Below are 8,162 nucleotides of genomic sequence, written 5' to 3'. Positions count from 1 at the left end.
GACGATATTAAAAAGGATAGTCAAACATATACTGAAGCGAATTATTCGCTTTTTTCAGTTCCTTCTTCATCTAAATTTTAATACCATTAAACAAGTATGTATTTGTGCTGGTAAAAGCAGATTATCATTTGCCTTTCAACTATTTTCAGAAATTCAAAAATCACAATCAAATAAAAATATTTTTATCTCTCCGAGCAGTATAGCGATCGCTCTATCAATGACCTACAACGGTGCCGAAGGAAAAACCAGAGATGCTATGACTAAAGCATTAAATTTTCAGGGAATGAGTTTAGAAGAAGTTAATCAAGCAAACAAAGAATTAGGCATTTTATTAAATAGTTTAAATCCAGACATTAAATTAGATATTGCCAACTCAATATGGACCAAAAAAGGGATGTCTTTTGAGCCAACATTTATGCAAAGAAATCAAAATTTTTATCAGAGCAAGGTAAGTCAAATAGACTTCGAGCATCCTAGAAGTCCTGAAATTATCAACAATTGGGTCAACGATATTACTAAGGGCAAAATTGATAAAATCATCGAAAAACTCGAACCTAATACAGTGATGGTTTTGTTAAATGCTATTTATTTTCAAGGCAATTGGGAGCAAGAATTTGCAGAATATTCCACAAAAGAACAACCTTTTTATCTACCGAATGGCACAAAAAAACAACATCCAATAATGTTTCAATCATCTAGATATTTATATTACGAAGATGAAGAATTTCAGGCAGTAAGTTTACCCTATGGAGAAGGAGGAGTAAGTATGTATATATTCCTTCCCAAAGAAAAAGTAGGATTAGACAGATTTTATCAAATTTTAAATGAGGAAAACTGGGAAAATTGGATGCTGCAATTTGACTATTGTAAAGTAAATCTAGGCTTGCCAAAATTTAAAACCGAATATGAAATTACCCTCAATGATGCGTTGAAATCTTTAGGAATGGAGATAGCTTTTAACAAAAATAATGCTGATTTTTCTGGGATGCGTCCTATTCCACCAGAGTTATATATAGATGAAATTAAACATAAAACATTTGTGGAAGTTAATGAAGCAGGAACAGAAGCAGGAGCAGCGACCAGTATAACTATGGGAGTAAGAAGTGCAGAAATACCTGTTGATATGTTAGTCGATCGTCCCTTCTTTTTGACAATTACAGAGAATGATTCTGGCACTATTCTATTTATGGGAGAAATTACAAATCCAGAGACGTGATCAAAAGGGAAAAGGGAATAGAAAACAAAGGCAAGCATATTTAGCATCTATTACTACTAGTGCAGGATGGCAGAAATAACAAACCAGTTACAAAATCCTAAAAGCCTTGCAAATCAATACTTTTGACTGTATTGAGTGGTCTTACATTCTGAGGTATCCTCAGAATTACGCACTCGATGCATGACTTTTGACTTCCGCGTAGCAGCACTAGCTAGACAGTTACGAAAAATCAGGACTTACGCAAAATATAAAATTATACACCGCCTGTAGGGGTTTATCGCCGTTAATTCCTACTATATATAGTGGTTCTGCGTAAGTCCTGAAAATCTTGATTTTAACGTTGGCTTTAATCATTAAAACTATTGTTAAATAAGGATTTTGAGGTGCTTGTCACCCGGTGAGCTGGATTTTAGACAGAGCTTTAATCCTTTAAACCTTTATCCAAAAATAGTTTTGAACTACTTGTCACCCCTGATTAACCCTTGAACCAGTTCTACAAATTCTAGACGATCTATTTCGCACGCTTGAGAGGAACGTTCTGAGACTTGAGAGAGAAAATTTTTAATACGGAGGATTACTTCTGATAAATTCCTGTTTTGGATATCTGCAATAAAAGAACGGCGTAATAGACTAAAACGACAACCTAGACGAATGAGCTCTCCCATAAGTAGATGACAAGGGATGGGATGTCCTTTTTCGGGTAAAGTTAGCCCCCCAAAACCAGAAGAAATCGTAAAATTTTGCAGAATCTTTTCAACAGTGCCATCGATGAGAGTGCAGAAAGGATGGGGATTATCTAAGCTTTCTGCTAAATCATTTAGTCCGATATGAACTCGATGTAAAGGTAATTCAGCTAACTTGGGGCTTAAATTCATTGCTTCAACTGTTTCCACCACAATGCCTACTTTCACTCTTCCTTCTGACCAATTTAGAACTTTGACCACTTCTTCTACCGACTGAACTTTGGGTAACCAAATTTCATCTACCTTATTTGCAATAGCTAGTTCTAATTCTGCCAACGTTCTTTCATAATAGGGGTTAAGACGGCAAATTACCCAAGCATCTGTAACAGATCTGACCTGTTCTAATGTTTTGACCATCTCTGATGTTAATATGGGAGAGCGATCGCCTTCGACATTTTCCCATTCCACCATCACTGCATCCACCCCTGCTGCAACTGATTCTTGTATTAATGATAGATCGGTAGAACAGAGTAGGAGTTCAAAAGGTGAATTCAATTTGTTAAGTTCCATAAGTTTCTAGAAAAAAAATGAAAAAATATGTAATGTTTGGTCACAATAATTTATTTGGTGATTTGGTAGAAATTATTCACGCAAATGGGGGGGTATTGACAAAAATTATTCAGAATATGCCTGAACCTTCTTACCCAAATCGTCCTACTTTGAAAGAGCGTTTAGCATCTTTACAAGACTCCGAACACAATCCTGATAATATCAACCAATCATACCCCATTGAAGTGCTACCTTTAGAAGATTTTTCTCCAGAACCAGATGAAGTCTATTTGATGGGATTTACGGGCTTCAGAATGGACTCCCTCCGACAAGAACTTCTAGCAAAATTCCAGATTCATTTTGACCCCTTAATCCATCCCTCAGCCTTGATTTCTCCGACTGCCAAAATTTCATCCGGAGTAATTATTAACATGGGGTCTATTATCGCCTCTGGAGTATTTTTAGGTAATCATGTGGCCATTAACAAAGGAGTTATTATTGGTCATGATACTCATCTTCAAGATTATGTTATCGTGCAGCCTGGTGTCAAGGTAGCCGGCCATGTTCGGATCAGAAAAGGAGCTGTTCTCGGTATTGGGTCGGTGGTAATAGAAGACTTAAAAATAGGAGAATATTCGATGATAGCAGCCGGTGCAGTTGTTATTCGAGATGTTCCCTCTCATACTTTAGTTGCAGGTGTTCCAGCAATACCTAAAAAGCAGATTAATCATTGATTAACTTGACAGAGGGAACTAATATTGATATATTAATAACTATAGGGTGTATCGCAATCATAGAACTATACAAATAAAAACAATATACCCAAGGAAATGCAAAATACTAGGTTAGCTCAGACAAAGCTGGCAAATATTCCTAACTTTTTAAAGTTATCAAGTTTAGAAGATTGGTCTCCCGAACAAATTTTTAATCTGTTAAAGGAGTATAAATTTGTTTGTTTGAGAGGTTTAATTACTGAAAAATCTGTTGTGAATGCCAAGGGAATTTTACAGTCATCCTTTAACAAAAATAACGATCGTCCAACAACTGGTGAAACCCCAGACGAAGTGAAAAATAACTTTCAGAAATTAGCCATTGGTAGCGTTCATAGTCAGCACCATGAAGGCTCTTATGCCAGATTTGTGAGAACTTTTTATAATCCTCTGTGGGCAGAAGATATTTATCAAATGCACGATATTTTTAGTCGTATGATCGCAGTGAGAAATCGATTATTAGATAAACCGATAAATTTTGCCAGTAGTACAATTGAAGATAATCTTTGGACAGCAGCTAGAATTCATCAATATCCATCAGGGGGAGGATTTATGCAAGGGCATCGAGACACAACCCTCAAAAATGTCTCCCACAAAGCAAATTTGAATTACTTTCAAGTCATGTTAATTATGACTCAAAAAGGGGTTGATTTTGAAAAAGGGGGTGGGTTTATTATGCAAGGGGAAAAACGATGGGTATTTGAAGAACATTGTCAACCGGGAGATTTAGTAATTTATGATAGTCAAACCCTTCATGGGGTAGCGGATATCGATCCTCATAAAAACCTTAATCTAGAAACCCTTTCTGGTCGTTTAGCTGCGTTTGTTAGTTTGTATAGAAATCTTTAAAAAAAATAATTTTTTCCCATGTCTTTTCCTAATATCCCCTTTAGCAAACCTTGTATTACTAATCAAGAACTTGCCTACCTGCAACAGGCGATCGCTAGCCATCATCTAGAAGGTAACGGGTATTTTACAAAAAAATGTCAAACTTGGTTAGAAAAAACTATTGGATGTCATAAAGCTCTACTAACCCATTCGTGTACAGCTGCCCTAGAAATGTCGGCAATTTTAGCTGATATTCAGCCTGGAGATGAGGTAATTATGCCCTCCTATACTTTTGTCTCTACTGCTAATGCTTTCGTATTACGAGGAGCTATTCCTGTTTTCGTTGATATTCATCCTGAAACCCTGAACATTGATGAAAAAAAAGTAGAAGCAGCGATTACCCCTAAAACCCGTGCAATAGTGCCAGTTCATTATGCCGGGGTAGGTTGCGAGATGAAATCAATTATGAGAATTGCTCAAAATTATGGTTTATGGGCGATCGAAGATGCTGCTCAAGGGATTTTATCAACCTATCAAGAGCAACCACTGGGAAGTATAGGACATTTAGCAACCTTCAGTTTTCATAATACAAAAAATGTGATTTCAGGAGAAGGGGGAGTCTTATTAATTAACGATCCGAATTTGATAGAACGGGCTGAAATTATTTGGGAAAAAGGTACAAATCGTCAGCAATTTTTTCAAGGACAAGTTGATAAATATACATGGGTAGATATTGGCTCTTCTTATCTTCCTAGTGAATTAATAGCAGCCTTTCTTTATGCTCAATTAGAAAAAGCAACAGCTATTACTAATGAACGATTAAAAAGATGGCATAAATATCATCAAGCTTTTGCCGATTTAGAAAAAAAAGATTTAGTGCGCCGTCCTATTGTCCCAGAAAATTGCCAACATAACGCACATATTTATTATTTAATTCTGCCAGATATTAACTACCGTAACCAATTAATTAAAATTCTAAAAGAGTGGCATATCAATGCAGTATTCCATTATATTCCCTTACATTCATCCCCCGCAGGACAAAAGTTTGGGCGGAGTTTAGGAACATTGAGTGTAACCGACGATCTATCGAGCCGTTTGTTACGATTACCGCTTTATGCTACTTTAGAAGAGACTGAAATTGAAAGAATCATTGAAATAGTTTTATCTTTTTTTAGAGGTTATAAAAATGTTCCAGCACTTTATTATCACTCCCTTTAATGTTGATGTGGGATTAAAAGCTAGAAGTGAATTATTAGATTGTGGGTATTTACGCCGACGATTTAAGCTCTTTCAAGAATTCTGCTTTCCCAGTGTCTATAATCAAACTAATCAAAATTTTAAGTGGTTAGCTTTTTTCGATTATGAAACACCAGATGAGATTAAGGAAAAGATTAAAAGCTTACAAAAATGGTCGAATTTTATTCCGATTTTTACTCAAGAAAATATGGATTTTAAACCTTTCTTGGTGAAAATTATTCATCAATATTTAAAACCTGAAGATACTCATATTATTACAACATGGTTGGATGGAGATGATGCGATAGCTAACGATTTCATTGAACAAGTACAACAACAATTCAATCACCAATCTTTTGAATATATTAACTTTTTTTATGGTTATCAACTAACTAAAGATGGACTATTTTTTCAAAAATATCTTGCCAATCAATTTCTTTCTTTAATTGAACAAATTGATGATAATATTTTAACTTGTAAAATAATGCGTCATGTTGATATAGATCCACTTTCTAAAGAAGGTCTTCCGGTTCGACAAGTTGTTACTTCTCCTCTTTGGATACAGCTTATTCATGAAGATAATGTATTGTCAAAACTATATTATCAAGCTATCCCCCAGCCTTTAGGAAAATTAAAGCAAGATTTTTCTGTTCAAAATTTTGTCAGTAACTTCTCTAATGATTTGTATATCTACAACTGCAAAAACTATCTTAAGTATTTATTCAGTAAGGTTTTTAAATCGAAAATATTAATTCAAACATTCCTAGGCAATTTGATTTTATTAATGAACCCCAAATTTTTAATAACTTATTATCAAAAAAAATTTGAACAGGAATATTCGATCATAATGTCTCATCAATTGTCAATTTTAGAAATGAAAACATTATGTTTACAGCAAAAATCAATCTGGCGTAAAAGTGGCAATATTACTCAAGAGTAATTTGTGAAGAAACTTATGAGTGTTGTTTTTCCTTTTGCTAGAAGCAAAATGATTTGGTATTGCTTCCTTTCTATTGAGTCATGGGTAACTATACCGTTTCACGGCAGTCATGCATTCATGCATTAAGATTTTATAGACTCTGAACTTTGACGCAGAGCGTAATTTCAGGAAATTATTTCCATAATAAAGTTTGACACTATTTGTGAAATGTTTAAAGTGAATTGGTATAGATAGTTTCTTTCGCTCTTCATATAAATTTAGGTACTCCTGGATACTTATAACTTGTCAATAAATTTTATAGTATTTTTGCCAAAATGTCTCTAGAAGTAATTATTTTAATTGTAATTCTGGGAGTATATAATTTACCTGGCAGTACAATAATTTTGAGAAATCAGAAAATTAATACCGATAAATATACAGACAAGAAGCAGCAAAAATTAGCCAAAATAGTAGATAAAAATACCATGAATAAATTAGTTTCTGCTAATAATCAATTTGGCTTTAAACTATTTTCATAAATTCATAAATCTCAGTCAAATGAAAATATTTTTATCTCGTCAATAAGTATAGCGGTCTCTCTATCAATGACATACAATGGCGCTGGTGGAAAAACTCAAGAAGCTATGGCTAAAACTTTAAACTTTCAGGGAATGAGCTTAGAGGAAATAAATCAAGCAAATCAGGATTTAGGGACTTTATTAAATATTTTAAATCCAGAGATTAAATTAAATATTGCTAACTCAATCTGGGCTAAAAAGGGAATATCTTTTTATCGAAGTTTTCTGCAAGTAAATCAAGATTTTTATCAGAGTCAGGTAAGAAAAATTAACTTTAACGATCCGGAGAGTGTGAAAATTATCAATAATTGGGTAAAAGACAAAACTGAAGGCAAAATTGATGAAATTATTCAAAAACTCAGTCCCAACTATGTCATGTTGTTGTTAAATGCTATTTATTTCAAAGCTGATTGGCAAAAAGAATTTCCAGAAAAATCTACTCAATAATTACGTTTTCTTTAGCCAATGGAACTGAAAAACGATATCCAATTATTTTCCAAATTGGAAGATATTTATATTACTGGAATGAATATTTTCAAGCAGTGAGGTTACCCTATAAAGGAGGTTTAGCTAGTATGTATATATTTCTCCCTAAAAAACAAGTCGGTTTAGAGAGATTTTATCAAGTTTTGAATGAAGAAAACTGGAAAAGTTGGATGAAACAGTTGAAACCTGATAAAATTGATTTAGGTTTACCAAAGTTTAAAATGAAGTTACCCTCAACGATGTGTTGAAGTCTTTAGGAATGGAAATAGCTTTTGACAGGGAAGCAGATTTTTATCAAATGAGTCCTAAGCAGTTAAATATTGATAAAGTTAAACATAAAACATTTGTTGAAGTGAATGAAATAGGAACAGAAGCAGCAGCAGCTACCAGTGTAATAATGCAAAATGTGAGTGGACTTTTTAGTCCAATACTTATGGTAATTAATCGCCCCTTCTTTTTTGCAATTACAGAGAATGATTCTGGCACTATTCTGTTTATGGGGGCAATTACAAATCCAAAAAACTAAGATTATGCAATTAGCAATTAATAATTAATTATGGCGTTAGCGGGTAAGCATTCAGCAGTCAGCTATTAGTGATTAACTCATTATCATACTAGAGAGGAATTATCCACCAAGGAGAATTAAAATTCATTAATGAAATTGGCAATAACCTAACCTCAGTTATTGCTTGAATATATTCATGCATCTGATTACTGTTTGCGGAGCATTCCGTAGGAAATGCTAATAACTGAATGCTTACGTTAGCGGAGCTTTGCCCTAGCAAACGGCCGTTTTGCTCCGCAACATGAAACCCCCCTACTACCAAAATATTACAACTGAAATGGGATTGCCATATTAGCTTTCATACTTTTATTAAACTCAGAGCAGCAAAATAG

The 8,162-nt window shown here is 34.1% G+C and carries 8 protein-coding genes and 1 pseudogene; 8 read left to right on the top strand and 1 reads right to left on the bottom strand.

Annotated features, from left to right (window positions below):
* A partial coding sequence (locus F6K18_RS04700; protein WP_287519093.1) for a serpin family protein occupies positions 1-1,216 on the top strand: 1,216 nt, incomplete at its 5' end.
* Positions 1,217-1,674: 458 nt separating this feature from the next.
* Here the strand turns inward: F6K18_RS04700 and F6K18_RS04695 are convergent.
* Positions 1,675-2,469 (bottom strand): hypothetical protein, encoded by a 795-nt coding sequence (locus tag F6K18_RS04695; protein WP_287519092.1) that lies wholly within the window; start codon positions 2,467-2,469, stop codon positions 1,675-1,677.
* 17 nt (positions 2,470-2,486) lie between these two features.
* On the opposite strand from F6K18_RS04695, the gene F6K18_RS04690 reads away from it, so the two are divergent.
* The 7 genes and pseudogenes from F6K18_RS04690 to F6K18_RS04660 all read left to right on the top strand — a co-directional run bounded on the left by F6K18_RS04690 (position 2,487) and on the right by F6K18_RS04660 (position 7,791).
* Positions 2,487-3,182 carry an acetyltransferase gene (locus F6K18_RS04690; protein WP_287519091.1) on the top strand — a complete coding sequence of 232 codons (696 nt, stop codon included), beginning with the start codon at positions 2,487-2,489 and terminating at the stop codon, positions 3,180-3,182.
* A 96-nt stretch (positions 3,183-3,278) separates the two neighbouring features.
* Positions 3,279-4,067, top strand: coding sequence for a hypothetical protein (locus tag F6K18_RS04685; RefSeq protein ID WP_287519089.1), 789 nt, complete (start codon positions 3,279-3,281; stop codon positions 4,065-4,067).
* An 18-nt stretch (positions 4,068-4,085) separates the two neighbouring features.
* Entirely contained in the window at positions 4,086-5,264 is a 1,179-nt protein-coding gene (rffA, locus tag F6K18_RS04680; protein ID WP_287519087.1) for a dTDP-4-amino-4,6-dideoxygalactose transaminase, read from the top strand.
* On the top strand, positions 5,233-6,222 hold the full coding sequence (locus tag F6K18_RS04675; RefSeq protein ID WP_287519086.1) for a glycosyltransferase: 990 nt from the start codon (positions 5,233-5,235) through the stop codon (positions 6,220-6,222). Before rffA ends, F6K18_RS04675 begins: the two co-directional genes overlap by 32 nt.
* Positions 6,223-6,536: 314 nt before the next feature.
* A complete protein-coding gene (locus F6K18_RS04670; RefSeq protein ID WP_287519084.1) occupies positions 6,537-6,740 on the top strand; it encodes a hypothetical protein in 204 nt (67 codons plus the stop codon).
* Positions 6,741-7,226 carry a serpin family protein gene (locus F6K18_RS04665; RefSeq protein WP_287519120.1) on the top strand — a complete coding sequence of 162 codons (486 nt, stop codon included), beginning with the start codon at positions 6,741-6,743 and terminating at the stop codon, positions 7,224-7,226. It abuts the gene before it with no gap.
* Positions 7,190-7,791 (top strand): annotated as a pseudogene (locus F6K18_RS04660) (serpin family protein). The gene F6K18_RS04665 and the pseudogene F6K18_RS04660 overlap by 37 nt, the downstream one beginning before the upstream one ends.
* Positions 7,792-8,162: the final 371 nt, after the last annotated feature.

Origin of the sequence: Okeania sp. SIO2C2, assembly GCF_010692625.1 — a bacterium.
GTDB classification, from domain to species: domain Bacteria; phylum Cyanobacteriota; class Cyanobacteriia; order Cyanobacteriales; family Microcoleaceae; genus Okeania; species Okeania hirsuta.
Note: the sequence above shows the minus strand (reverse complement) of the source record. Positions and strands in the feature narration are given on the sequence as shown.